This is a genomic window from Nocardiopsis camelliae (genome assembly GCF_028993595.1).
Taxonomy (GTDB): Bacteria; Actinomycetota; Actinomycetes; order Streptosporangiales; family Streptosporangiaceae; genus Nocardiopsis; species Nocardiopsis dassonvillei.
The window spans coordinates 4,265,583-4,289,982 of sequence record NZ_CP118614.1; the positions used below are offsets into that span (position 1 = coordinate 4,265,583).

The 24,400-nt window shown below is 72.6% G+C and carries 23 protein-coding genes; 5 read left to right on the forward strand and 18 right to left on the reverse strand.

What is annotated here, in order from left to right:
• Nucleotides 1-34: 34 nt before the first annotated feature.
• The 9 genes from PV789_RS18610 to PV789_RS18650 form a co-directional block, all read right to left on the reverse strand.
• Nucleotides 35-904 carry a carbohydrate ABC transporter permease gene (locus PV789_RS18610; protein WP_274973837.1) on the reverse strand — a complete coding sequence of 290 codons (870 nt, stop codon included), beginning with the start codon at nucleotides 902-904 and terminating at the stop codon, nucleotides 35-37.
• Nucleotides 901-1,896 carry a carbohydrate ABC transporter permease gene (locus PV789_RS18615; protein ID WP_274973838.1) on the reverse strand — a complete coding sequence of 332 codons (996 nt, stop codon included), beginning with the start codon at nucleotides 1,894-1,896 and terminating at the stop codon, nucleotides 901-903. The genes PV789_RS18610 and PV789_RS18615 overlap by 4 nt, the downstream gene beginning before the upstream one ends.
• The gene (locus tag PV789_RS18620) at nucleotides 1,893-3,152 is read right to left on the reverse strand and encodes an ABC transporter substrate-binding protein (RefSeq protein WP_274978174.1); all 1,260 of its coding nucleotides are present in this window, start codon (nucleotides 3,150-3,152) and stop codon (nucleotides 1,893-1,895) included. Before PV789_RS18620 ends, PV789_RS18615 begins: the two co-directional genes overlap by 4 nt.
• A gap of 253 nt (nucleotides 3,153-3,405) precedes the next feature.
• Entirely contained in the window at nucleotides 3,406-4,167 is a 762-nt protein-coding gene (locus PV789_RS18625; protein WP_274973839.1) for an SDR family NAD(P)-dependent oxidoreductase, read from the reverse strand.
• Nucleotides 4,168-4,369: 202 nt separating this feature from the next.
• A complete protein-coding gene (gene fabI, locus PV789_RS18630) occupies nucleotides 4,370-5,134 on the reverse strand; it encodes an enoyl-ACP reductase FabI (RefSeq protein WP_274973840.1) in 765 nt (254 codons plus the stop codon).
• An 85-nt stretch (nucleotides 5,135-5,219) separates the two neighbouring features.
• The gene (locus tag PV789_RS18635) at nucleotides 5,220-5,924 is read right to left on the reverse strand and encodes a beta-ketoacyl-ACP reductase (protein ID WP_274973841.1); all 705 of its coding nucleotides are present in this window, start codon (nucleotides 5,922-5,924) and stop codon (nucleotides 5,220-5,222) included.
• A 196-nt stretch (nucleotides 5,925-6,120) separates the two neighbouring features.
• Nucleotides 6,121-6,552, reverse strand: a complete 432-nt coding sequence (locus PV789_RS18640) for a hypothetical protein (protein WP_274973842.1) — start codon at nucleotides 6,550-6,552, stop codon at nucleotides 6,121-6,123.
• Nucleotides 6,553-6,661: 109 nt separating this feature from the next.
• Nucleotides 6,662-7,321 (reverse strand): response regulator, encoded by a 660-nt coding sequence (locus PV789_RS18645; protein ID WP_274973843.1) that lies wholly within the window; start codon nucleotides 7,319-7,321, stop codon nucleotides 6,662-6,664.
• Nucleotides 7,296-8,582 carry a histidine kinase gene (locus PV789_RS18650; RefSeq protein ID WP_274973844.1) on the reverse strand — a complete coding sequence of 429 codons (1,287 nt, stop codon included), beginning with the start codon at nucleotides 8,580-8,582 and terminating at the stop codon, nucleotides 7,296-7,298. Before PV789_RS18650 ends, PV789_RS18645 begins: the two co-directional genes overlap by 26 nt.
• A 334-nt stretch (nucleotides 8,583-8,916) precedes the next feature.
• Here PV789_RS18650 and PV789_RS18655 point away from each other — a divergent pair, with 334 nt between their 5' ends.
• Entirely contained in the window at nucleotides 8,917-9,684 is a 768-nt protein-coding gene (locus PV789_RS18655; protein ID WP_019608360.1) for an ABC transporter ATP-binding protein, read from the forward strand.
• Between the two features lie 5 nt (nucleotides 9,685-9,689).
• Entirely contained in the window at nucleotides 9,690-12,419 is a 2,730-nt protein-coding gene (locus PV789_RS18660; RefSeq protein WP_274973845.1) for an ABC transporter permease, read from the forward strand.
• Between the two features lie 209 nt (nucleotides 12,420-12,628).
• Here the strand turns inward: PV789_RS18660 and PV789_RS18665 are convergent, their stop codons facing one another.
• From PV789_RS18665 to PV789_RS18680, 4 genes are all read right to left on the reverse strand, one after another.
• Nucleotides 12,629-13,060 carry a hypothetical protein gene (locus PV789_RS18665; protein ID WP_368045842.1) on the reverse strand — a complete coding sequence of 144 codons (432 nt, stop codon included), beginning with the start codon at nucleotides 13,058-13,060 and terminating at the stop codon, nucleotides 12,629-12,631.
• A gap of 131 nt (nucleotides 13,061-13,191) precedes the next feature.
• Nucleotides 13,192-14,010: a polyprenol monophosphomannose synthase gene (locus PV789_RS18670; protein ID WP_274973847.1), complete on the reverse strand. Its 819-nt coding sequence runs from the start codon at nucleotides 14,008-14,010 to the stop codon at nucleotides 13,192-13,194.
• 128 nt (nucleotides 14,011-14,138) lie between these two features.
• Nucleotides 14,139-14,945 carry a DeoR/GlpR family DNA-binding transcription regulator gene (locus PV789_RS18675; protein ID WP_274973848.1) on the reverse strand — a complete coding sequence of 269 codons (807 nt, stop codon included), beginning with the start codon at nucleotides 14,943-14,945 and terminating at the stop codon, nucleotides 14,139-14,141.
• Nucleotides 14,946-14,997: 52 nt separating this feature from the next.
• Complete coding sequence (locus PV789_RS18680; RefSeq protein ID WP_274973849.1) at nucleotides 14,998-15,225, reverse strand: hypothetical protein; 228 nt, start codon at nucleotides 15,223-15,225, stop codon at nucleotides 14,998-15,000.
• 94 nt (nucleotides 15,226-15,319) lie between these two features.
• On the opposite strand from PV789_RS18680, the gene PV789_RS18685 reads away from it, so the two are divergent.
• Complete coding sequence (locus PV789_RS18685) at nucleotides 15,320-16,144, forward strand: 4'-phosphopantetheinyl transferase family protein (protein WP_274973850.1); 825 nt, start codon at nucleotides 15,320-15,322, stop codon at nucleotides 16,142-16,144.
• A 35-nt stretch (nucleotides 16,145-16,179) separates the two neighbouring features.
• On the opposite strand, the gene PV789_RS18690 is transcribed toward PV789_RS18685, so the two are convergent.
• Nucleotides 16,180-17,337: an acyl-CoA dehydrogenase family protein gene (locus tag PV789_RS18690; RefSeq protein ID WP_274973851.1), complete on the reverse strand. Its 1,158-nt coding sequence runs from the start codon at nucleotides 17,335-17,337 to the stop codon at nucleotides 16,180-16,182.
• 220 nt (nucleotides 17,338-17,557) lie between these two features.
• Here PV789_RS18690 and PV789_RS18695 point away from each other — a divergent pair, with 220 nt between their 5' ends.
• Nucleotides 17,558-18,568: a LysR family transcriptional regulator gene (locus tag PV789_RS18695; protein WP_274973852.1), complete on the forward strand. Its 1,011-nt coding sequence runs from the start codon at nucleotides 17,558-17,560 to the stop codon at nucleotides 18,566-18,568.
• A gap of 213 nt (nucleotides 18,569-18,781) precedes the next feature.
• Entirely contained in the window at nucleotides 18,782-20,092 is a 1,311-nt protein-coding gene (locus tag PV789_RS18700; RefSeq protein WP_274973853.1) for an ABC transporter substrate-binding protein, read from the forward strand.
• 105 nt (nucleotides 20,093-20,197) lie between these two features.
• On the opposite strand, the gene PV789_RS18705 is transcribed toward PV789_RS18700, so the two are convergent.
• The 4 genes from PV789_RS18705 to PV789_RS18720 all read right to left on the reverse strand — a co-directional run bounded on the left by PV789_RS18705 (nucleotide 20,198) and on the right by PV789_RS18720 (nucleotide 24,300).
• The gene (locus PV789_RS18705; protein WP_274973854.1) at nucleotides 20,198-20,854 is read right to left on the reverse strand and encodes a TVP38/TMEM64 family protein; all 657 of its coding nucleotides are present in this window, start codon (nucleotides 20,852-20,854) and stop codon (nucleotides 20,198-20,200) included.
• 78 nt (nucleotides 20,855-20,932) lie between these two features.
• Nucleotides 20,933-22,342: a sensor histidine kinase gene (locus PV789_RS18710; RefSeq protein ID WP_274978175.1), complete on the reverse strand. Its 1,410-nt coding sequence runs from the start codon at nucleotides 22,340-22,342 to the stop codon at nucleotides 20,933-20,935.
• A 102-nt stretch (nucleotides 22,343-22,444) separates the two neighbouring features.
• A complete protein-coding gene (locus tag PV789_RS18715; RefSeq protein ID WP_274973855.1) occupies nucleotides 22,445-23,212 on the reverse strand; it encodes a TIGR03943 family putative permease subunit in 768 nt (255 codons plus the stop codon).
• Nucleotides 23,209-24,300 carry a permease gene (locus PV789_RS18720; protein WP_274973856.1) on the reverse strand — a complete coding sequence of 364 codons (1,092 nt, stop codon included), beginning with the start codon at nucleotides 24,298-24,300 and terminating at the stop codon, nucleotides 23,209-23,211. Before PV789_RS18720 ends, PV789_RS18715 begins: the two co-directional genes overlap by 4 nt.
• Between the last annotated feature and the right edge of the window lie 100 nt (nucleotides 24,301-24,400).

The following is a 24,400-nucleotide window of genomic DNA, read 5'->3' on the forward strand; positions in this document are numbered from 1 at the left end:
GCCGGGACCGGGACCCGGCACCGGGACGGAGCGATCAGCCCTTGAGCGCGCCCGCCATCAGCCCGCGCATGAAGTAGCGCCCCAGCAGCAGGTAGATGACGAGCGTGGGCAGCGAGGCCAGCACCGCCGCCGCCATCTGCTGGTTGTAGGGCACCACCATCGACCCGGCCACGTTGTTGAGCTGCACCGTCACCGGCCAGCTCGCCGGGCCGGTCAGGAACACGGCGAACAGGAAGTCGTTCCAGGCGGAGGTGAACTGCCAGATCAGCGTCACGGCGAAGGCCGGGGCCGACACCGGCAGCACCACCAGGGCGTAGGTGCGCAGCAGCCCGGCCCCGTCCACGCGGGCGGCCTCGATCAGGGTCGGCGGGATGCTCGCGTAGTAGTTGCGGAAGATGAGCGTGCAGATCGGGATGCCGTAGACGGTGTGCGCCAGGATCAGCGGGAACACCCCGCCCATGAGCTGGGCGTTCACCAGCAACTGCTGCAACGGGATCATCACCGCCTGGTAGGGGATGAACATCCCGAACAGGAACAGGGTGAAGACGGTGTCGGCGCCGGGGAAGCGCCACCGGGCCAGCACGTAGCCGTTGAGCGAGCCCAGCACCGCCGATATGACCGCGCTGGGCACCACCATCCGCACGCTGTTCCAGAGCCCGGGGGCCAGTTCGGTCCAGGCCGTCGTCCACCCCTCCAGGCTCCAGTTCCGCGGCAGCAGCCAGGCCTGCGCCGCGGAGGCCTCGTCGAAGGGTTTGAAGCCGGTGACCACCAGCACGTACATCGGCAGCAGGAAGAACGCGGCCAGCACCACCAGGACGGCGGCCTTGGCCGCCTGTCCGCTCCGGGTCGTCCCGGCCGCCCCGCCTCCGGGGGCGGTCACACGTTCGGGGGCGCTCGCGGTCATCGACCTTCGCTCCGTTCCTTGCGCACGGTCCACACCAGGTAGGGGATGACGAACACCGCCACCGCGATGAGCAGGTAGGCGGCGATGGTGGCGCCCTTGGCCGGGTCGCGCACCTCGAACACGGTCGTCCACATGTACACGGCGGGCACGTCGGCGACGATCTGCTGTCCGGCGATCGCGATGACCAGGTCGAACACCTTGAGGGACATGTGGCCCAGGATGATGACCGCGCTCAGCACGACCGGCCGCAGCTGGGGCATGACCACGCGCCAGTACACGCCCCACTCCGAGCAGCCGTCCACCCGGGCGGCCTCGCGCAGCTCCTCGGGCACGCCGCGGAACCCGGCCAGGAACAGGGCCATGATGTAGCCCGCGAGCTGCCAGACCGCGGGCAGGGCCATCGCCGCCATGCCGAGGTCGGGCGCGGTCCACCAGTCGTTGACCAGGAAATCCAGGTTGAGGTGGACGAACAGGGCGTTCAGGCCGGTGGCGCGCTCGGCCGGGGCCGGGTTCATCAGCCACCGCCACACCACGCCGGTGGCGATGAAGGACACCGCCATCGGCGCCAGGAACAGGGTGCGGAAGACGGCCTCGCCGCGGATGCCCTTGTCCAGCAGCAGGCCCAGGAGCCAGCCGAGCAGCAGGGCGCCGCCGACGAACACGACCGTGAACACGACCGCGTTGGCCACGGCGGCGGGCCAGCGCTCCTCCTGCCACAGGGCGACGAAGTTGGCCAGGCCGACGAACTCGCCGTCGTCGATGGGCCTGTGCTTGTCGCTGAGCGCCAACTGGGTGTTCCAGCCGATCATCCCGTAGACGAACACGCCGATGAGCAGGATGGAGGGGGATACCAGCAGCAGGCCGGGCAGCCAGGTCCGCGCCCGTGTCAGCAGGCGGCGCCCCCGGCTCGGGTGGCGGCGGTCGCCGCCGGGGCGGGCGCGCCCGGGGCCGCGGTCGGCCGCGGCCCCGGGTCGTGGGGAAAGGGTGCTCATTCGCTCTGCGCGGCCGCGTGCAGGGCGTCGTTGAGGGCGTCCAGGTCCTCGTTCTGGAGGTAGAGGCCGACCGCGGTGTCGACCTCGTTCTTCCACCGGTTGCCCACGGTCACCCCGTGCCAGAAGGACCCCGCCAGCTCGGGCCCGGACTGCCACTCCTCCAGCGCCGACTCCAGGTAGGGGCTGTCGGCGTAGTTGGCCGGGTCCGCGTCCCCGCGGGCCGGGATGGAGCCCTTGAGCGGGTTGAAGAGGTCCTGGCCCTCCTGGCTGGCCACCAGCTCAAGCCAGGCGCGGGCCTGCTCCTCGTGCGGGGCGCCCTGGGGCAGGGTGAAGCTGTCCGACAGCCACATGTAGGTGCCGTCCGTGCCGGGTGAGGCGGCCCAGTCGTAGTCCTGGCCCGGGACCGCTCCCAGTTCGTCGAAGTAGCCCGCGGCCCAGTCGCCCATGATGTTGAACGCGGCCTCGCCGTCGGAGACGCGGCGGGTGGCTTCCTGCCAGTCCTCGGCGGCCGACTCCTCCTGGGTGTAGGCCATGATCTCCTCGAAGGTGGCCAGCGCCTCGGCGACCTCGGGGGTGTCCCAGTCCGCGCCCGGCTCCCACAGGGCGTTGTAGGCGCCGGTGCCCAGCGAGCCGAGCAGCACCGACTCCAGGAGGTGGTCCACGGTCCACTGCGCGCCGACCGCCATGGGGATGGCGTCGGTCTCGGCCTCCACTGCCTCCAGCGCGTCCAGCAGTTCGTCCAGGGTCTGCGGGGGCTCCTCGACCCCGGCCTCCTCCAGCAGCGAGGGGTTGAACCACATGACGTTGGAGCGGTGGATGTTGACGGGGACGGAGTAGACGCTGCCGTCGTAGGAGATCTGTTCGACCAGTTGCTCGGGCAGGGCCTCGTGCAGGCCCTGTTCGTCGAAGAAGTCGTCGAGCGGCTGGAGGTAGCCCGCCTCGATGTAGTCCTGGAGCTCGGCCCCGGCGTGCCCTTGGAAGGAGTCGGGCGGGTCCTGGCTCTGGAGCCTGCCCTCCAGGACGGCCTGGGCGTTGGTGCCCGATCCCCCGGCGACCGCCGCGTTGACGAACTCGACGTCGGGGTGGTCCTGCTCGAACCGCTCGATGAGCGCGTTGAGCCCGGCCTCCTCGCCGCCGCCGGTCCACCAGGAGAAGACCTCGACCTGGGCGGCCCCGTCCTCCCCTCCCCCGCCGCAGGCCGAGGCGACCAGCACCAGCCCCAGAGCCGCCGGGATCGACCGCCAGCGTGACCGCATGAGCATCCTCTCCGGACGGTCCTCGTGCTCCACCGCACCGCCCTGGGTGTTGTAAGTCACATGATTAAAACCTTTGTCATCATTCACACCGGAAAAGGCCACCGTCAATACGAAAAGGACCACGACATGAAGTCGTGGTCCTCAGGGGCTGGTCACGCCAAGGGCATTAATTCCGGTCCGACAAAAAGCAAAGAAAACGGGGAACCGGAGTGTGCAGCCGCGGTGCGGTGGGCCCTGCCGCGGCGGGGCGCGCTCAGATCCGGTCGAGGAAACCGCCGTCCACCATCAGGTTCTGTCCGGTGACGTAGGCCGCGGCCGGGCTGGCCAGGAAGGCCACCGCGCGGGCGACCTCCTCGGGGTGGCCGAGGCGGCCGTAGGGGATGCGCTCGCGGATCGACTCGTAGAACCCCGGGTCGCTCTCGCGGCGGCGCTCCCAGCCCCCGCCCGGGAACTCGATCGGTCCGGGCGAGACGGTGTTGACCCGCACCCCCTCCCCCGCCCAGGCGCGGGCCAGCGAGGACGCGTGGTGGTTGAGCGCGGCCTTGACCGCGCCGTAGGAGCGCGGTCCGGCGGGCACGGTGGTGTGCAGCGCCGAGGTGCTGGAGATCATCACCACCGAGCCGCCGCGCTCGGAGGCCAGCAGGTGGGGTTTGGCCGCCTCGGTCAGGCGCACGAAGGGCATCAGGTCGGCCGCGAAGCCGCGCTCCCACTGGTCGGGGGTGGGCGCGCTGCCGCCGGAGACGTTGGACACCAGCACGTCCAGGCCGCCGAGCCGGGCCGCGGCGTCGTCGACGAAGGAGGGCAGCGCGTCGTGGTCGGTGACGTCCAGGGCGCGAGAGAACACGCGGGCGCCGGTCTGTTCCAGCTCCCGTGCCGCCTCGGACAGCGGTTCGGGGGTGCGCGCGCAGATCGCGAGGTCAGCGCCCTCGGCGGCGAACAGCTGGGCGATGGCCCGGCCGATCCCCCTGCTGGCGCCGGTCACGGCGACCCGCGCCCCCTTCAGTCCCAGATCCATTGCCCCGTCCCCTTCGCTCTCGGCTCGCACGGCCGCCTGCCGGGGGCGCACGCGCCGCTTCGGGCACACGGCGGGCAGCCGCCGCAACCGCCCCGCGACGGCAGACGGGCGGGCCGCCCCTGTGGGGTGGCCCGCCCGCGTCAACCTATCGCACGCGTGTGCCGGGGCACCGGTTCCGGAGGGGCCGGTGCGTTGGGGGCGGTCAGGCCCCGGTGGAGTGGAAGCCGCCGTCGACGTGGACGATCTCGCCGGTGGTGGCGGGGAACCAGTCCGACAGCAGCGCCACGACCGCCTTGGCCGCGGGCTCGGGGTTGGTGACGTCCCAGCCCAGCGGGGCGCGCTCGGGCCAGTGCTTGGCCAGCTCGGAGAACCCGGGGATGCTGCGGGCGGCCATGGTGCTCAGCGGCCCGGCGGAGACCAGGTTGACCCGGATGTTCTGGCCGCCGACGTAGCGGGCCAGGTAGCGGGCGGTGGAGGTCAGCGCGGACTTGGCCACGCCCATCCAGTCGTAGATGGGGTAGGAGACGCTGTTGTCGAAGTCCAGGGCCACGACCGAGCCGCCGTCCTTCATCAGCGGCAGCAGCGAGGTGGTCAGCGACTTCAGGGAGAAGGTCGAGGTGTGCATGGCCGTGGCCACGTCCGACCACTCGGTGTTGAGGAAGTTGCCGCCCAGGGCGTCCTGCGGGGTGAAGCCGATGGAGTGCACGACGCCGTCGAGGCCGTCCACGTGCTCGCCGACGCGGGCGGCCAGGGTGGAGAGCTGCTCGTCGTCGGTGACGTCCAGCTCCAGGATCGGGGGCGTCTCGGGCAGGCGCTTGGCGATGCGCTCCACCAGGCTCAGGCGGCCGTAGCCGGTGAGCACGACCGTGGCGCCCTGCTCCTGGGCCAGGCGGGCCACGTGGAAGCCGATGGAGGAGTCGGTGAGCACCCCGGTGACGAGGATGCGCTTACCTTCGAGGATTCCCATGTTCGGGTCGTCCGTCCTGTCTGTGGTCCGTTGCGGAAGGGGAGCCCTTCCGGTGGCTGGAGGAAAAAAAGGGGGGCGAACCCGGTCAGTGGCCCATGCCCAGGCCGCCGTCGACGGGGATCACGGCGCCGGAGATGTAGGCGCCGCCGGGCCCGGCGAGGAAGCCCACCGTCCTGGCGATGTCCTCGGAGGAGCCGAGACGGCCCAGCGGGACGTTCTTCTTGATCTCGGCCTGGCGCTCCTCGGACAGGGCCGCGGTCATGTCGGTCTCGATGAAGCCGGGGGCGACGACGTTGACCGTGATGTTGCGCGAACCCAGCTCGCGGGCCAGGGAGCGGCCGAAGCCGACGAGCCCGGCCTTGGAGGCGGCGTAGTTGGCCTGGCCGCCGGAGCCGAGGAGGCCCACGACGGAGGAGATGAGGACGATGCGGCCCGAGCGCTTGCGCATCATGCCGCGCACGGCGCGCTTGGCCACGCGGTAGGCGCCGGTGAGGTTGGTGTCCAGCACGGAGGAGAACTCGTCCTCGCTCATCAGTGCCAGCAGCTGGTCCTTGGTGATGCCGGCGTTGGCCACGAGCACCTCGACGGGACCCTGCGCCTCTTCGACCTCCTTGAAGGCGGCGTCGACCTGGGCGGAGTCGGTGATGTCGCAGCGGACACCCAGCAGGCCCTCCGGGGGCTCGCCGGAGCGGTAGGTCACCGCGACGTCGTCTCCGCCCGCGGCCAGCTCACGGGCGATGGCCAGGCCGATTCCGCGGCTGCCGCCGGTGACCAGTACCGAGCGCGACATAGGGGCTCCTCTTCTCCTGCGGCTGCTGTGATCAGCCACGACGTGGTGTTGCGGGGGGTGGGATCGCATTGCAGCGTACCGAGCTACCCGGCGGTAGACGCAACCGAGGCGAACAGGGGCGCCGATCCGCCCATGTGCGGGGATTCCGGACACGCAGGGGGGACGCCCCCAGCACGGCGGACGGTGGTGAGGTGTGTCACCGGCGCGGGCCCCCCTGCTCCTCCCCGTCCTCGGCCTCCGGTGGTCGGGGTATGCCGACGACGACCGCCAGGATGAGCATCGTGCCGGGGCTCAGCAGCCAGGTGGGCGCGGACCCCGTGGAAACCATCCAGGACAGGATCACCAGTGCGATGTTGCCCAGCCCCGCCCGCATGCCAGACAGGGGCCGTGCGTGCCCCGGGGGCGATCGCCACTCGGACGAGCCCGGATACGGTTCCTCCCCGAAGACGAGGCCCAGACGGTCCCACCAGACGAACAGGAACAGGACCGCGGACACGTACAGCGCCAGGAGCGTGGGCGACTCGGTGAGCCTGACCGCGAAACTGACCGTGAAGGCGGCCATGAGCAGGCCCCACCCGCCGAGCACGCGGGGCAGGACCTTCCTGTGCCAGGAGGGGAGCGGTGACACGGTCGGTTCCTTCGTCTGGGGGAACGAGGTCGACAGCGACCCTATCCGGGACGGAACACGGTCCCGCCCCGTCCCGGAGCCCGGCCAACCGGTCGTACCGGTCCGGTTCTCAGGCCCAGCCCGCGTCGTGGGCCAGGATGGCGGCCTGCACCCGGTTGGACATGTCCAGCTTGGCCAGGATGCGGCTGACGTGGGCCTTGACCGTGGCCTCGCGCATGCCCAAGTCGCGGCCCGCCTCGGCGTTGGAACGGCCCCGGGCCACCGCGAGGAGCACCGACCGCTCGCGCTCGCTGAGCACCGACAGGCGGTGCACCGCCTCGGCGCGGCCCGCCGCGGAGTCGGCGGGGGCGGGCGCGGCGAAGCGTTCGAGCATGCGCTTGGTGACGCTGGGCGCGAGCATCGCGTTGCCCTCGTGGACGGTGCGCACCGCGCCGATGAGGTCGCGCGGCGGGGTGTCCTTGAGCAGGAAGCCCACCGCACCGGCCCGCAGGGCGCTGTGCACGTACTCGTCGAGGTCGAAGGTGGTCAGCAGGACCACGCGGGGCGGCCGGGGCAGAGCGGTCAGGCGGGCGGCGGCGGTGATCCCGTCGGTGCCCGGCATGCGGATGTCGAGCAGCACCACGTCGGGGACGAGTTCCTCGGCCAGACGCACGGCCTCGGCGCCGTCGCCGCCCTCGCCCACCACCTCGATGTCGGGAGCGGAGTCCAGGATCATCCGCAGGCCGGATCTGACCAGGAGTTCGTCATCGACCAGGAGCGTGCGGATCACCTTCGGAAACCTCTTCCTCCGTACCGGATGGATCGTCGGTTCGCACGATAGCGCGCAGACGCCACCCGCCGTCGGGGCACGCCCCCGCGCTGAGGCTTCCGCCGGAGAGCACGACGCGCTCGCGCAACCCGGTCAGACCGAAACCGCTGCGGGGCATGGGCGCGGCCGGGCCCCGCCCGGGCGCGTTGGCCACCTCCACCTCCAGCTGGCGGTCGGCGTAGTGCAGGCGCAGGGTGACGGCGGCGGCGGGCGCGTGCTTGGCGGCGTTGGTCAGCCCCTCCTGGACGATCCGGTAGGCGGTGCGCTGGACGCCCGTCGGCAGCGGGCGTGCCCGGCCGGTCTCCTCGCGGTCGATCGGCATCCCGGCGGCGCGCCACTCCTCGACCAGGCGGTCCAGGTCGGACAGGACCGGTTGGGGCGCGGTGGGCGCGGCGGCGGTGTCGTCGCGCAGCACCCCGAGGATGCCGCGCAGTTCGGTGAGGGCCTCGCGGCCGGTGGTGCGGATGAGCCCGGCGGCCTCGACGGTGCGCGGGTCCTCGGCGGAGACCTCCAGCCCGCCCGCGTGCAGCACCATGAGGCTGACCCGATGGGCGACCACGTCATGCATCTCCCGGGCGATGCGGGTGCGCTCGGCGGTGATGGCCTGCTCGGCCATCATGTGCTGTTCGCGTTCGAGGCGTTCGGCGCGTTCGTGGAGGCGGTCGATGAGCTGGCGGCGGGTGCCCACCCACAGGCCGAAGGTCATCGGCACGACCAGCAGCATGCCGACGAAGAAGACCTGACCGAAGACGTTGGCGTCGTAGGCGACGACCATGGCCAGGCTGTATACGGCGAACCAGCCCACCAGCAGGCGCCGGTTGGTGTGGTAGACCGAGTACGAGTACATGGCGATCGCGGCCGGGACGAAGTTGGCGAAGCACAGCAGCAGCACGGCCGCGGTCACGAGCATCCACTGCGGGAAGCTCCGCCGCAGGAGCACCGTCGCCCCGGCGAACAGGACCGGGATCGCGTAGAGGATCATCCCGACGGCCAGGGCGCCCCCGAGGTTCCAGGAGGCCAGGACCGTGGGAACGGCGGCGATGAGCCCGCCGAACATGCCGTGCTGCACGCTGCCCGCCAACTGGAAGAACCCGCTCAACGGCAGGGGCAGCACGGCGTAGAGCCAGTCGGCGATGGTCAGGCGGCGGGCCCACCACCACTCCCGGTTCTTGTTCAGCAGGGCGTTGGCGGCCCTGCCCCGATCGCTCAACCAGCTCCTCATGCTGCGGAGTCTACGGCGGCGCCCTTGGTCGGACCGTGCGCGCGCCGCGCCCGGTCGCGCGCGGTCCGATCGTCGGTCCGCCCGCGAAAGCCCAGGCGGACAAGGGTGCGTGGCGAACCCGCCACGGAGGGCGATCCACCGACCCCCGACGAAAGTCGGTGCCTCGGCCAGACGAAGGAGTCGCGAACCCGGCCGTCACCGTTCCTTTGGCCGAGTCGCGAATCGGCCCAGCGGGGGACGCCCCGGCCGGTCGCGCGGACCTAGCGTGGTGGGCAGCCGGGACGGAGAGCCCGCCCGGCCCGCACACCATCCCCGATTCCTGGAGCTGTCTGCCGTGACCGAGTTCACCGTGAAGCCCGACCCGACGGTCACCTCACCGCCGGTGGTGGTCGCCCGGGGCCTCACCAAGACCTACGACACCGGCGACAGCCAGGTGCACGCCCTGGCCGGGGTGGACGTGGAGTTCCACCGGGGCGCGTTCACCGCGATCATGGGCCCCTCGGGTTCGGGCAAGTCCACCCTGATGCACTGCCTGGCCGGGCTGGACGTGCCCACCTCGGGCACCGTGCACCTGGGCCGCACCCAGATCACCGGCCTGCGCGACGCCGAGCTGACCCTGCTGCGCCGCGACCGGATCGGGTTCATCTTCCAGTCGTTCAACCTGCTGCCGATGCTGACCGCCGAGCAGAACATCCTGCTGCCGTCGCAGATCGCCAAGCGCGGGGTCGACAAGCAGCGCTTCGACCACATCATCGACGTGGTGGGCCTGCGCGACCGGCTCAGCCACCTGCCCGCCAAGCTCTCCGGCGGCCAGCAGCAGCGCGTGGCCGTGGCCCGCGCCCTGCTCAACGCGCCCGAGGTCGTCTACGCCGACGAGCCCACCGGCAACCTGGACTCGCGCTCGGGCACCGAGGTGCTGGAGTTCCTGCGCGACTCGGCCCGCGACCTGAACCAGACCATCGTCATGGTCACCCACGACCCCGTGGCCGCCTCCTACGCCGACCGCGTGGTCTTCCTGCGCGACGGCCGCCTGGTGGACGAGGTCGTCGAGCCCACCGCCGAGCTGGTCTCGGCGCGGCTGCTGAAGCTGGAAGAGGCCTGAGGGACATGCTGCGCACCACACTCGCCGGGCTGCGGCTGCACAAGTCCCGGTACGTCACCACCGTGCTGGCGATCCTGCTGGGGGTCATGTTCGTGTCGGGGACCATGGTCTTCGCCGACACCCTCAACGCCAGCTACGAGAAGTCCGTCATGGGCTCGGCCACCAGCGTGGACTCCATCGCCGTCCCGGTCGAGCCCGAGTTCGACCCCGAGAGCACGGAACCGCCCGAGGAGCGGGTTCCCTTCACCGAAGAGCAGCTGGACGCGGTCCGGGCGCTGCCCGAGGTCGACGAAGCGGGCGGAACCCTGCGGGGCGAGGCCGTGCTCCTGGACGACGAGGGCCGGGCGACCGGCTTCCTGCCGCCCAGGGCGCTCGGGCTGAACGGGATCAGCCGGTTCTCCGCCGACGAGGGCTCGCTCCCCGCGAACGGGGACGAGATCGCCCTGGCCACCTCCACCTCGGAGCAGCTCGGTTTCACGATCGGCGACACGGTGACCGTGCTCGACCCCGAAGGGGAGAAGCGCGACTTCACCGTCACCGGGCTGGTCGACTTCGGTGTGGACCGGACCTACAGCGCCGCGGGCGCCGTCGTCTTCGACCCGGACACGGCCCGGGAGATGACCGGGGTGACGGGTTACGCCGAGATCGACGTGCTCGCCGCCGAGGGCCACACCCCGCAGGAGGTGACCGACGCCGTCGCCGCCGAACTCGGGACGACGGCCGACGTGCGCACCGGTGAGGAGGTCGGCCTGGAGATAGCCGAGGCCTCGGGCGGCCAGACGGAGCTGATCCGCACCGCACTGCTGCTGTTCGCCTTCGTCGCGATGTTCGTCGCCGGGATCGTCATCTACAACACCTTCGCCATCCTCATCGCCCAGCGCCAGCGCGAGCTGGCCCTGCTTCGGTGCGTGGGCGCCAAGCGCGGCCAGGTCTTCCGGTCGGTGCTGGCCGAGTCGGCGGTCGTGGGCCTGGTCTCCTCCGCCCTGGGCGTGCTGGCCGGTGTGGGTGTCGGCATGGCCGGCGCGACCTACGGCGGCCCGCTCCTGGGCACGGGGGAGGCGGTGCCCGTGGTCGTCACTCCGACGGCGGTCCTGGTCGGCCTGGCCGTGGGCACCGTGGTGACCGTGTTCTCCGCCCTGGTCCCGGCCACGCGCGCCACCCGGGTGGCGCCGCTGGCCGCCCTGCGCACCAGCGCCACCGCCGCCGGTCTAGAGAAGGGCACCGGCTGGGTCCGCGTCGTCGTCGGTCTGCTGGCCTTCACGATCGCGGCCGCCCTGGTGGTCCTGACCCAGGTAGCGGACCTGAGCACGATGGGCCTGGTCGTCGTCACCGCCGCCGCCCTCATCGCGTTCGTGGGCGTGGTCGTGCTGGGGCCGCTGCTGGTGCGCGGCATCGTGCGCGTGGTCGGCATCCCCCTGCGGAAGGTGGGCGTGCCGAGCATGCTGGCGGTGGACAACTCCACCCGCAGCCCGCGCCGCGCGGCCACCGCGATGATCGCCCTGACCGTGGGCGCCACCCTCATCACCGGCTACTCGGTGATCAGCGCCTCCGTCGAGACCACCATGACTCGGCAGTTGGAGGAGCAGTTCCCGGTGGACTACCAGATCACCCCGCAGTTCTCCCTGCAGGAGCCGGGCACCGGCGCCGACACGGCCGGGGCTCCGGAGGGGACCGAGCAGTCCGGAGGCGAGGAGGACGCGCCCGTCGAGGGGCCCGCCGACGGCGCCGAGGGGCCCGCCGAACCCGTGGAGCCGACCGAGGGCGCGAGCACCGGCGAGGGCTCCGGAGCGGAGACCGGAACCGCCCAGGGACCGCAGTTCCCCACCATCCCGGACGAGGTCCGGGTGGCGTTGGAGGGCCAGCCCGCCCTGGGCGAGGTCTTCGGCCAGCGCAGCACCTACGTCGAGGCGTACGAGGACCAGGGCGTCAGCGTCTACACCTACCCGGGTGCCGAGATCGGCGTCGACCTCACCAGCGACACCGTCGAGGGCGACCTGGCCGACATGGGCCCTGGCAGGGCCACGGTGGCGGAGCGCAACGCCGAGGGCGCCGGGGTGGGCGACACCCTCACGCTCCCGGCTGAGGACGGCCAGGACCTGTCCGTGGAGATCGTCGCGGTCGTGGAGGACATGCAGACCCTGTCGGGCGTGACCCTGCACCCGGAGGACTTCGCTACGGCCTTCCCCTCGGTGGACGAGGACGAGATGCTGTTCGTCAGCGCCGCCGAGGGAGCCGACGCCGCCGAGGTGCGCGACGCGGTCAACGCCGCGGTCGAGGACCACCCCACCATGCAGGTCGGGTCGGCGGCCGAGATGAAGAACCAGTTCTCCGGCGTCCTGGACATCGCCTTCTACACCATCGCGGCGATGCTCGGCCTGGCGATCGTCATCGCGGTGTTCGGCATCTCCAACACCATGGCGCTGTCGGTGCTGGAGCGCACCCGCGAGTCCGCGCTGCTGCGGGCGCTGGGGCTGGCCCGGGGCCAGCTGCGCCGGATGCTGAGCGTGGAGGCCGTGCTGCTGTGCCTGATCGGCGCCGGTATCGGCATCGCGCTGGGCGTGGTGTTCGGCTGGGCGGCCGGGGCCTCGGTCCTGCCGGACATGGTCTTCTCGGTGCCCTTCGGCCAGATCGCGGTGTTCATCGTGATCGCCGTCCTGGCCGGGCTGCTGGCCTCGGTGCTGCCAGCCCGACGGGCGGCGGCCACCTCCATCACGGGGGCGCTGGCCAGCGAGTAGGCCGCCACGGCCCCGCGGGCGCACGCGCGGTCACAGCGGAAAACGCGCGGGCCCCCTTCCATCCGAAGACGGAAGGGGGCCCGCGCTTTCGGCGTTCTCCCCTGGTCGAAGCGGAGTTCCCCGACGGAGGCGGCGCCCCGCGCGGACTGCACCCGAGGCCGTGTCCCGAGCGCCGCGCCCCAGGCAGTACGCCTCAGACGGAGCGGTCCTCAGGTGTCCGGGGCGCCGGTGTCCCTGGGGTCCTCGGCGTCCGGAACGTAGTCCGCCGTGCCGGTGGTCCGGTCGCGCTCGTCGTCCCGGGCGCCGTGGGGCGTGTCCGCCGGATGCTCGTAGGGCCTGTCGGGGTGCTCGCTGCGCACGGCCGCGCCCTCGTCGACGTCGGGCGTGACGTCGTCGCTCTCCTCGTGCATGGCCTCCTGCTCGGCGCTGCGGGTCTCCCCTCCCCAGCTCTCGCGCGGGTAGAGGTCGCTGCGCTCGGAGCGCACCGCCTCGTCGATCCCCCGCGGCTCGGCCGAACTGTCGGTCCCCGGCATGTCGGGGTCCTCGAAGTCGTACTCCTGGATGTCGTAGTCGGCCTCGATCCGACGCTCCCGGGCGACGGCCTTGCTCAGCTCGGGGTCGTCCCCCATGTCGGTGTCCACGTCATAGGGCTCTTCAGTCATGTTCGCCCCCTTTCCCTCGTTAGTCCCGTGCCCCAAACCGGCGCACCTATGTCACCGGCGGGCGCACGGGAGGGCCGGGCGGGCCGGGGGCGGCCCCGCCGAACGCCCCGCTACCGGCGGCGGGCGCGCTCGGCACGGCGCAGCAGCAGCGGGCGCAGGGCGGCCTCCAGTGCGACGGAGGCGTCGAGCTTGCTCTGGCCCACGACGCGGTCCTCGAAGTGGATGGGGATCTCCACCATCTTCTGTCCGCGCCGGTAGGCCCGGTAGTGCATCTCCACCTGGAAGGCGTAGCCCGTGCTCTCGATGCCGGGCAGGTCCAGGACGCGCAGGGCCGAGGCCCGCCAGATCTTGAAGCCCGCGGTGACGTCGCGGACGGGGATGGACAGCACGGTCTTGACGTAGGCGTTGGCCCAGCCGCTCAGCAGGCGGCGGCTGAGGTTCCACCGCTCGGACAGGCTGCCGCCGGGGACGTAGCGGCTGCCGATCACCACGCCCGCGTTGGTGGCGTGCAGGGTGCCGAGCAGCTGGGGCACGTAGCCCACGGGGTGGCTGAGGTCGGCGTCCATCTGCACGACGTGGTCGGCGCCCTCCTCCAGGGCGCGGGTCATGCCCGCGACGTAGGCGCGGCCCAGGCCGTCCTTGGCGGTGCGGTGGACGACGCCGACGCGTCCGGCGAACTCGACCGCGAGCTTGTCGGCGATCTCACCGGTGCCGTCGGGGGAGCCGTCGTCCACGACCACCACCCGCAGCCGCGGCAGGTCCAGGGCCATGAGCTGGCCCACCAGCACGGGGAGGTTGTCGGCCTCGTTGTAGGTGGGCACGACCACCGTCACCCGGGAGTCGGCCCACGGCGCCGGGAGCGCCACGGGTTCGGGGGTGACGCGCACGGGCGGGGAGGGCGGCTGCTGGGGAGGCGGCTGGGAGGACATGCGCGGCGGCTCCTGCGGATCGGACGGGTGGTGCGGGACGGGCGGAGCGTACGCGGGATACGCGTGTGAACGGTAGGGTACGCGGTCCCTTCCCCCGTTCGCAGAGGAGAAGTCCGTTTCTCCTCCCCTCACTGCCCCCGCTCCTGGGCGACCACCGCGACGTGGACGAGGGCGCCCGTCTCCTCCAGGGTCATCAGCACCTCGGGGTCGGCGCTGCTGTCGGTGACCAGGTGGGCGATCTCCTCGGGGGCGACGGTGGGCACCATGGTGTCGGCGCCGATCTTGGTGTGGTCGGCCAGGACGATGGTCTCCTCGGCGCAGGCGGCCAGGGCGCGGTCCACGCTGGCCACGGCCGGGTTGGGGGTGCTCAGGCCGCGGTCGGCGCTGACCCCGTTGCCGGAGAGGAAGGCGCGGTTGACCCGCAGTCCGGCCAGGCTCTCCTCCGCCGCGGCCCCGACCAGGGCCCGGATGGGGCCGTGCAGGGTGCCCCCGGTCACGACCACCTCCACTCCGGCGGCCCCGGCCAGGACGTCGGCGACGCGCAGGGAGTTGGTGACCACGGTCAGGTCGGTGCGGGTCAGGAGCGCGCGGGCGAAGGCCTCGGCGGTGCTGCCGGGGCCGATGGTGACGGCGTCGCCGGGGCGCACCAGGCGGGCGGCCGCGGCGGCGATGGCGGCCTTCTCGGCGGCGCACTGGCCGCTCTTGCCGGAGTAGCTCTGCTCGTGGCCGATCCTGCCGGGCAGGGCGACCCCGCCCCGGCGGCGGTCGACCAGCCCCTCGGTCTCCAGCGCGCGCACGTCGCGGCGGATGGTGACCTCCGAGGCGCGGACCCTGACGGCGATGTCGCGCAGGGACATGGTGCCGTTGGCGCGCACGAGTTCGAGAATGCGCTCGCGGCGCTCGGCGGCGAACGCCGGACGGTTCTCCTCGGCCATGGACCCACTTCCGTGCTCTGGTCGGGCACGGGCCACGGTCCCGCGCGACTCCCTAGACTACGGACCCGTCGGCGGTGGGGACGCGCCCGCTCCGGGCGGCGTCCTCGGGGGCCGACTGTTTCGGGACCCTTCCGGCCGCGGTCTCGGGCTCCCCGGCCTCCGCGGCGGCCTCCTCCCCGGTGGTCTGGGCCCCCTCTCTCAGGAGGGTGACGACGACGATCGCCGTCAGCGCCACCAGACCGACGAGCGCTCCCGCGCCGAGCAGTACCACGACAGACATCTGGGCCTCCCAGGGGACGGGCTGACCTGCCAATAACCGAATTCCCGGTTTGGGTTGACCTCACACCACCGAACGAGGTGGAGATCGGGACACAATGGGGGGCATGAAGCTCGATCCGGCACCCCTGTCCACCGAGGTGTGGTGGGTACGCACCTCAGCCGCCGACGACCGCCTGCTGCGCCTGTTGGACGAGGAGGAACGGTCACGCAACGCCCGCTTCCGGCTCCAGGCCGACCGTGACCGGCACCTGCTGGGCCGGGCGGTGTCCCGGCTGCTGCTGGCAGAGCGGGCCGGCTGCCCGCCCGAGAAGGTGACCTTCGCTTTGCGCTGCCGTTCCTGTGAGGAGAAGGAGCGGACGGGCGCGAGCCGGGGCGGGGACTCAGCGCAGGGCCCGCACGGCAAGCCGCACCCCTCCGGTCCCGCCGAGGGGTGGGAGGTCTCCGTCAGCCACTCGGGCGAGTGGGTGGTGCTGGCCCTGGCCCGCGAGGTGCCCGTGGGCGTGGACGTGGAACGCGTGTCCCCTGGCCGCGACCTGGAGGGGCTGGCGGGCTACACGCTGGGCGGGCCCGAGCAGCAGGCCTGGGAGCGCCTCTCCCCCGCCGACCGGGTCGGCGCCTTCTTCCGCTACTGGGCCCGCAAGGAGGCGCTGCTGAAGGCGACCGGCCTGGGCCTGTCCGGCGGGATGCGGCGGGTGCTGGTGAGTCCGGCGGACGCCGCCCCGGAACTGCTGTCCTGGGAGGGCGGCGGGGCGCCGGGGGCGGTCGCGCTGGCGGACCTGGAGGTCGGTGCGGCCCCGGACCGGGACGGGGAGGAGTACCGCTCCGCGCTGGCGGCGCTGACCGACCGGCCGCTGGAGCTGGAGCCGCGCACCCACGAGGAGACCGTCCGGCTGCTGCGCTCCCGGCCGGGCGGCGGCTGAGCCCCGGGGCCGCGGGCGCGCCGCCCCCGGACCCCTCAGGCGCCCTCGCGGGCCAGGTGGCGGCTGATGACCATGCGCTGCACCTGGTTGGTGCCCTCCACGATCTGGAGCACCTTGGCCTCGCGCATGTAGCGCTCGACGGGGAAGTCGCGGGTGTAGCCGTAGCCGCCGAAGACCTGCACGGCGTCGGTGGTGACCCTCATGGCGGTGTCGGTGGCCAGGAGCTTGGCCATCGCGGCCTGCTTGCCGAAGGGGAGGCCGGCGTCGCGCAGGCGGGCGGCCGACAGGTAGAGCTCGCGGGAGGCGGCGACCTGGGTGGCCATGTCGGCGAGTATGAAGCCCACGCCCTGGAAGTCGCCGATGGCGGTGCCGAACTGGCGGCGTTCGCGGGAGTAGTCCACGGCGGCGTCGAGGGCGGCCTGGGCGAGGCCGACCGCGCAGGCGGCGATGCCCAGGCGCCCGGAGTCCAGAGCGGACAGGGCGATGCCGAAGCCCTTGTCCCGCTCGCCCACCAGGGCGTCGGCCCCGAGCCGGACGTCGTCGAGGAGGACCCCGGCGGTGGTCGATGAGTTCATGCCCATCTTGCGCTCGGGGGCCGCCGACCCCAGGCCGGGGGTGTCGGCGGGGACGTGGAAGCAGCTGATGCCGCGGGCGCCGGAGTCGGGGGCCCCGGTGCGGGCGAAGAGCGTGTAGTAGTCGGCCCGGCCGCCGTGGGTGATCCAGGCCTTGGCGCCGTTGACGCGGTAACCCTCCCCGTCGGCCTCGGCCCGGGTGGCCAGGGCGGAGGCGTCCGATCCCGAAGCGGCCTCGGACAGGCAGTAGGCGCCCAGGAGGTCGCCGCCGAGCATGCCGGGCAGGTGGGCGTCCTTCTGCGCGTCGGAGCCGAAGGCGGCCAGGGGGTAGCAGGACAGGGTGTGGACGCTCACGCCCAGGCCGACCGCGAGCCAGCCCCGGGCCAGCTCCTCCACCACCTGGAGGTAGACCTCGTAGGGCTGGTCCCCGCCGCCGTGGCGGCCGGGGTAGGGCAGGCCGAGCAGTCCGGCGCCGCCGAGCACGCGGAAGACCTCGCGCGGGAACAGGCCGCCCTCCTCGTCCCCGGCGGCTCGCGGGGTCAGCTCCTTGTCCACGATCTCCCGGGTCAGTTCCAGGAGCTGCTCCGCCTCGGGGGTGTGCAGAGTACGTGCGATCGTCATGAACCTCTCCCGCGCCTGTCCGTCATGTGGACACCTAGTAGGACGTCCAACTATATGGTGACGCACGGCACCCCCGCTCCACAAGCCGACGGGTCCGGGCGCTGCGATCCCTTGGACGGCGCACCGCTCCGGCGGCTGTCGCGTTAGACGGGGCGGCCCGCCGCGCCCGCGGCGACAGCACGTCTGTACACGAGCCCCCTCCTCGTCCTAGATTCCACGCATGGACCTCGAACTCCGCCACCTGCGCACCATCTGCCTCCTGGCCGACACCGGCAGCGTGACCAAGGCGGCCGCCGCGCTCTCCACCTCCCAGCCCGCGCTGACCACCCAGCTCCAGCGGATCGAGCGCGAGGTCGGCGGACCCCTGTTCCACCGGGGGCGTTCGGGGGTCCGCCCCACCGAACTGGGCGAGTTCGTGCTGGTGCGCGCCCGCTCGGTCCTGCTGTCCATGGACGACCTGCTGCACGACATCACCGCGCGCGGGGCCTCCCCCACCACCCTGCGTGTGGGCGGGGTCGGGCCGCTGACGCTGGAGCTGTCGGCCCGCATGCCCGAGGTCTTCCCGAACGTGCCCGTCCACGTGCGCACGGAGTACTCCCCCAAGCTGGTCACCGACCTGGTGCGCGCGGGCCGCCTGGACCTGGGGACCACGATCGACTACGTGGACCGCGACCTGTCCACCGACGGCCCCCTGTCCTGGGCGATGCTCTCGGTGGAGCCGCTGCACGTGGCGCTGTGGGCCGACCACCCCCAGGCGAAGCGGTCGCTGGTCAGGCTGGGCGACCTCGCCGGGTCGCCGTGGGCGCTGACCCCGCCGGACGGCACCGGCTGGCCCGAGTGCTTCTACCTGGCCTGCCAGCGGGCCGGGTTCACGCCCGAGGTCCCCTACCGGCTCTACGACCGCTCCGAGATCCGCGACCTCGTCGCCGACCGCCGGGCGGTCGCGCCGTGCCAGCCGGACTTCGACACCGGACCGGACGTGGTGGTACGCCCCCTGGAGGGCGAGCCCATACAGCTGCGCCACCTGCTGGTCTGGCGGCGCGACAGTCCGATCCAGCAGGCCTCCGACACGATCGCGCGGCTGGCCCGCGAGATCCTGGGCGGCCCGTCCCGCACGCCGGAACCCCCGGCCCCGGGCGCCGCCGGGTACGCCGACGGCGCCGCTTCCGCTCTCGGCCGGGCTCCGGGCGAGCGGTGCGACGGGCGCGCGCCGGGGGCGCTCAAGGGCTGAGCCGACCGCATTCCACCCCCTCCCACCTGCACACACGTCACATGACGACCGGTCGGTTTGTGAGGTGGGGCGGCACGCGTAGAGTGTTTACCCGCAAGTAACGTACTCGTGAGTAGACATACCCCCGCCGTCCGCTCCACAGACACGTACCTCTCCCCCACGGGCCCCGCCCCGCCCGTTCCGCGAAGGCACGACCGAGTCCAGGACACCATCATGCGACCACTGAGCATCCTCTCCTCGACGCTGGCCGTCACGGTTCTCCTCACCTCCTGCTCCAGCGGCACGGACAACTCCGACCGGGCCGACACGCCCGGGGTGACGGACGACGCCGTCGTCATCGGCACGCACCAACCGCTCACCGGAGCGGCCTCCCCGGGGTTCCGGCACGTCTCCACCGGCGCCCGCGCCGTGTTCGACTACATCAACGACAACGGCGGCATCCACGGCCGCCGGATCGAGTACCAGGTCCAGGACGACGCGTTCGACCCCGCGCAGACGATGGAGGCCACCCGCAGCCTCATCGACGACCAGGAGATCTTCGCCGTGCTCGGCGGCCTGGGCACCCCCACCCACGAGGCCGTGATCGAGGAGCTCAACGAGGCGGGCGTCCCCGACCTGTTCGTCTCCTCCGGCGCCCTGGCCTGGGACCAGCCCGAGGTCTACCCCTACAGCTACGGCTTCCAGGTGGACTACACCCGGGAGGCCAAGATCCAGGGCCAGTACATCGCCGAGAACTTCCCCGGCGACAGTGTCGGCCTGCTCTACCAGAACGACGACGTGGGCCCCTCCTCGCACGCGGGGATCGAGCAGTACCTCACCGAGGAGATCGTGGCCTGGGAGTCCTACGACCCCGGCGTCCCCGAGCTCGCCGGACAGGTCCAGGAACTCAAGCGGTCCGGCGCCGAGATCGCCGTCTGCCACTGCATCCCCGCCTTCCTGGCCCTGGCCGCCCTGGAGGCCACCGCGATCGGCTACACCCCGCAGTGGGTGGCGCCCAGCTTCGGCGGCGACGTGGCGGTGGCCACCGGGCTGATCGAGGAGTACGCGCAGGGCACGGCGGCCGAGAACGTGCCGCTCGAGGCCTTCCTGGACGACCTGATCATCACCGCGTTCCTGCCGATGGCCGCCCAGCGCGAGGACCCGTGGACGGAGTTCTTCCTGGAGGTCCACGAGAGGTACAACGAGGGCACGCCCTTCACCGACACCACCGTCTACGGCATGGTCCAGGCGGTCCTGTTCGCCCAGGTGCTGATGGAGACCGGCCCCGACCTGACCCGGGAGAGCCTGCTCGCCACCCTCGACTCCCACGAGTGGACGGGGCCCGGCCTGGTGCCGTTCAACGCCACCGAGAACGACCACAGCGGTTACGCCGGGGTGATGGTGGTGCAGCACCACTCCGGTGAGGAGCCCGAGGTCCTCCAGGAGCCCATGGTCACCGACAGCGGCGGCGGGGAGATCCTGCCCTTCGAGCTGGACCGGCCCGCACCCGACGAGGTGGCCCTCTTCGGGGGGTCCGGCGGCTAGACCGGCGGACCGGCGGCGGTGCGCCGCCGGTCCGGGTACGGCGGACGGCCCGGGGGGCACACGGACGCGCGACCGCCTCGGGAACGCGCGTGTGCGGCCCGGTCCTCAGGACCGGGCCCGCCCGCGGCGCGAGCGCACCCACCAGACCGCGCCGATCACCACCGCGAGCGCCACCCCGCACACGGCCGCCGGCAGGCCCGGGTCCGTACCGCCGACGCCGACCAGCACCAGCGCCGCCGTACTCGGCACCCCGCCCAGGAGCGTGCCCAGCGCGAAGGGCCACATCCGCACCCGGGTCAGCCCGAAGCCGTAGTTGACCGCCTGGTAGGGGATGACCGGGATCAGGCGCAGTTGGAGCACCGCCAGCAGGGCGCGCCCGCCCGCCAGGGTCTCCAGCCGGGCGCGGACCCCTTCGGGCAGCCGCCGGGCCACCGCGTCGCCCGCCACGTGGCGGGCGACCCAGAACTGGGCCAGGGCGGCGCACACCCCGCCCGCCACGGCCAGGACCAGGCCCAGGGACATACCGAAGAGCAGTCCGGCGGCGGCGTTGAGGGCGGGCCGGGGCAGGAAGGCGAACACCCCCAGCAGGTACACGCCCAGGTAGGCCAGCGGAGCGGCCGCTCCGGCCTCCTCCACCCAGGTCTGGAGGGCGTCCAGGTCGGGACCCCACAGCAGCGCCGACACCAGCAGCGCCACCCAGAGCAGCAGCAGGGCGAGCCGCGACACGTCCGCGGCGCGCGAGCCGCGCGTGTCCTCACCCATGGCCACAGCGTACGCCCGGCGCCGGACTCACCCGGAACCGCGCATAGGCGCCGTCCGGTGCGAACGGGGCGGTCCGCGCTATTCCGGCCGGTCGGGGTGTCCGGGTTCCTCGGAGGCCTCGGGGAGGCGGAGGACGAACGCCGCCCCGCCGAGCAGCTCGCTGTGCGCGGCCAGCAGGCCGCCGCCGTGGGCCCGCGCGATCTCGCGGGAGATGGCCAGCCCCAGACCGCTGCCGCCGGGATCGCGCTCCCGCGACTCGCTCAACCGCGCGAAGCGCTCGAAGATCCGCTCCCGCTCCCCGGGCGGAATCCCCGACCCGTCGTCGTGCACCTCCACCACGGCGAAGCCGCCCTCCCGCCGGACGATGACGTCGACGCGGGACGTCGCGTGCCGGTCGGCGTTGGCGATCAGGTTCGTCAGGACCCGCACGAGGCGCAGGCGGTTGGCCTCGACGTGGACCGGACCGGAGGAGTGCAGCCGCAGTTCGGGGATACGGCGTTCGAACGCGAACTCCTCCGCGACCAGGGCGGACAGGTCCAACCGTTCCCGGACGGGTGCGGTGCCGGCGTCCAGGCGGGCGAGTTCGAGCAGGTCGGCGACGATGTTCTCCAGCCGCTCGGTGTCCGAGAGCAGGCCGGTGAGCAGCCGCTCGCGCGCGCGGGTGTCGGGTTCGGGGTCGGAGAGCTCCACCTCCAGCTTGGTCCGCATCCCGGCGATGGGGTTGCGCAGCTCGTGGGAGGCGTCGGAGACGAACCGCCGCTGCCGGGCCATCCCCTCCTCCATCCGTTCCAGGCTGTGGTTGGCGGTGCGGGCCAGGAGGGCGATCTCGTCGTCGCTGTCGGGCACCGGGAGCCTGAGGTGCAGGTCGCTGACGGAGAGGGTGTCGAGCTGGGCCCTGATCTCCTCCACCGGGCGCAGCGCCCGGCCGACCCCGTGCCAGATGACGAACCCGGTGGAGGCGAGCAGGACGCAGGACATCACCACCAGCGCGTCCTCCAGCACGTGGGTGGCCACGATCTGGGGCGTGCCCACGGCCGCCAGGACGACGACGTCGCCGTAGGCCGTGTCGTCGACGGCGTAGCCCGACACCAGCAGGCAGGTCCGGGGGTCGATGCCCGCGACCGGCCCGCAGACCGTGGTGTCCACCCGCGGGTCGGAGGCGGTGGGGCGTTCGGAGGTCAGCTGCGGCTGGCCCTCCATGGCGTCACTGGAGGCGAGCACCGCACCGGAGTCGCGCGCGACGACCTGGATGCGCAGGACGGACTCCCCGTCGGGGATCAGCTCCGGGTAGCGCTGGACCACGATGTGGTCCGCGACGTCGCGGGCCTCCTCCGCCGCCAGGTCGCGGACCTGTTCGACGATCGCCTCGCGGACGAGGAAGATGGTCAGGGCCACGCCCAGTCCGGTGACCACGGCCAGTGCCGCGACCGCGCCGAACGTGACCCGGGCCCGAATCGACCGGGGACGTATCCGCTCCCACACCCTCATGGGCCCGTCATCCCAACCTGGCACCGACCCATTGTCACCCAGGAGGCCGGACATCCGTCGAAGCGACGGCGGTGTGGCGGCGGTCGGCGAACGGACCGGCGGTTACTGCTCGTAGGGGGAGGGCGGGTCGCTGACCTCCTCCATCTCCAGGACCTCAAACTCGTGCTGGCTGACGTCGGCGATGTCGCCCTCGGGTTCGACCCAGGTGCCGCGCACCGTCCACCAGCTGTCGGTCTCCGGCGCGGGCTCGTTGGAGACGTGCACCTTGTTGACGATGGCGTCGGCGGCGCAGCAGGACATCTGGAGGCGGGCCAGGAACCAGCCCTCCCCCTCGGGGTCGGGCACCGCGAAGCCGGTCAGCTCGACCTCGCGCCCCGCCAGCTGGCGCTCCTCGTCCACCCAGGCGCGCATCACGAACTGGCGGATGTCCATCGCGACGACCTCGCCCGGCCCGGCCTCGGCCAGGCCGTCGTCGAAGCGGCCGGGGCGCGCCTGCTCGGGCGGCGGGGCGGAGGAGGCGGCGGTGGACTCCACGGTGTAGGCGCCCAGCGCGGGCGGTGCGACGACGAAGACCGCGACCACCGGCAGCAGGAGCAGCCAGGCCACTCTGGGCGCGCGGGAGTGGTCGTGGCCGTGGTCGTCGGCGGAGTGGTCGGAGTGCTCCTCGTGGGCGGTCGCGGCCGTCCTCTCCCCGCGCAGTTCGGCCACGATGATGAGCACGCCGAGCACGGCCATGACCACGCCCGCGGCGATGAGGAAGGGGCCGAAGCCCGCCTTGACCCAGTTGAGGTAGAGGTCGGTGGCCACCGTGCTGGTCAGCGCGGCGGCGCCGAGCAGGACGAGGGTGAGCCCCTGGGCGATGCGGTTCACAGGACGAGGCCTCCGATCAGGAAGGTGCTGAGCAGCCCGACCAGCAGGCACATCGGTGCGAAGCGCACGACGAAGCGCCAGCCGAACACGCCCGCCTGCATGGCGATGAGCTTGAGGTCGACCATCGGGCCGATCACCATGAACGCGAGCTTGGCGGTGGGCGAGAACTCGGTGAGGCTGACCGCGACGAACGCGTCGGCCTCGGAGCAGATGGACAGCAGGATGGCGAGCAGGGCGAGCACGAGCACCGAGACGACCGGGAGCCCGGCCACCGTGACCAGCCACTCGCGCGGGACCAGGACGTTGAGGGAGGCCGCGGCCAGGCCGCCGACCACGAGGTAGCCGCCCGCGTGCATCATGTCGTGCAGCATGGACTCGCGGAAGACGGTCCACCGGGACTCGCCGGGGGCGTGGGTGCGCGAGGGCAGGCGCAGCCAGTCGGTGCGGCCGAAGCGCACCCAGATCCACCCGATGACCACGGCGGCCAGCAGTGAGGCGACGAACCGGGCCAGCACCATCTCGGGCTGTCCGGCGAAGGCCACCGCGGTGGCGATCATGACGATCGGGTTGATGGCGGGCGCGGCCAGCAGGAAGGTCAGCGCGGCGGCGGGCGCGACCCCGCCCTTGATCAGGCTTCCGGCGATGGGGACCGAGGCGCACTCGCACCCGGGGAGCAGGGCGCCGGAGGCCCCGGCCACGGGTACGGCCCGCGCGGGGTTGGAGGGGATGAGGCGCTGGTAGACCGAGGTCGGGACGAACGCGGTGAGCGCCGCCGACAGCGCGACGCCGAAGACCAGGAAGGGCAGCGCCTGGAAGCTGATCGCGGTGAAGATGGTGGCCCAGGCCAGGAAGGCGTCGCTGGTCAGCCGGTCGGTGACCCAGGCGTGCCCCATCGCCATGGCGGTGATGAACAGGGCGAACAGCCAGACCGTCCCGGTCCTGCGCTGACCGCCCCTGCGCCCCCAGTCCTCGGGCGGCAGTTCGTCGCCGCGGTCGCTCCACCCTCCGGCGAGGGTGTCGCCGAGCGAGGCGGAGGCGTTGGGCGCGGCGGGGTCGGGTGCGGCGGCTGGCGTCGTCCGGTCGGACACGGTAGTACTCCGCGGTGGTCGGGTGGGAACTCCACGCATCGTACCGAAAATCGTTTTCGCCCGTCAGCGTCCCACTCCGGCCTGTGGACAACCGGGCACC